The following is a 974-nucleotide window of genomic DNA, read 5'->3' on the forward strand; positions in this document are numbered from 1 at the left end:
CGACAAGGGCGTCAACGTCAAATACGCGATCCACCCGGTGGCCGGCCGCATGCCCGGCCACATGAACGTGTTGCTGGCCGAGGCCGAAGTGCCCTACGACCAGGTGCATGAAATGGAAGACATCAACGCCGAGTTCGGCCAGGCCGATGTCGCCATCATCCTGGGCGCCAACGACGTGGTGAACCCCGCCGCGCACGTCAAGGGCAGCGCGATCTACGGCATGCCGATTCTGGAGGCCTACAAGGCCAAGACGGTCATCGTCAACAAGCGCTCCATGGCGGCTGGCTACGCGGGCCTGGACAACGAACTCTTCTACATGGACAAGACCATGATGGTGTTCGGGGACGCCAAAAAGGTGATCGAAGACATGGGCAAGGCCATCGAGTAATCGCTGGCCGCCGGGTTTTCCCGCGGCGGCGAGCCGCGGGCGCACCCCGATTTAGAGAGGCTTCCCTCCTGATTTCCCGGGTTTCCTAGGGAAAACGCAATAGCCACGAAGAGGGCACGCCATGAGAATCCATGGCAGTAAGCAATACGTAATGGAGAAGACAAACATGAATGCAGCGACCCTTGACCGCCCATGGCTCAAAGCCTATCCGCCGGGCGTTCCTACCGATATCGACGCGTCCCAGTACCCGTCGCTGGTCGCATTGATGGAGGAAAGCTTCAAGAAACACGGCAGCCGCGTCGCCTACAGCTTCATGGGCAAGGACGTGACCTTCGGCCAGACCGACAGCCTGTCGCTCGCCTTCGGCGCCTACCTGCAGAGCTTGGGCCTGGCTAAGGGCGACCGCGTTGCCATCATGATGCCCAACGTACCGCAGTACCCGGTGGCGGTGGCCGCCATCCTGCGCGCCGGCTATGTGGTGGTCAATGTGAACCCGTTGTACACGCCGCGCGAACTGGAGCATCAGCTCAAGGATTCGGGCGCCAAGGCGATCGTCATCATCGAAAACTTCGCCAACACGCTCGAG

2 protein-coding genes are annotated in these 974 nt (G+C 61.2%); both read left to right on the forward strand.

What is annotated here, in order from left to right:
- On the forward strand, positions 1 to 388 hold a 388-nt coding region (locus AC1DWI_RS24445; RefSeq protein ID WP_477726081.1), incomplete at its 5' end, for an NAD(P)(+) transhydrogenase (Re/Si-specific) subunit beta.
- A gap of 166 nt (positions 389 to 554) precedes the next feature.
- On the forward strand, positions 555 to 974 hold a 420-nt coding region (locus AC1DWI_RS24450), incomplete at its 3' end, for an AMP-binding protein (protein WP_477726082.1).

This window comes from Polaromonas sp. P3_C2 (assembly GCF_056402675.1).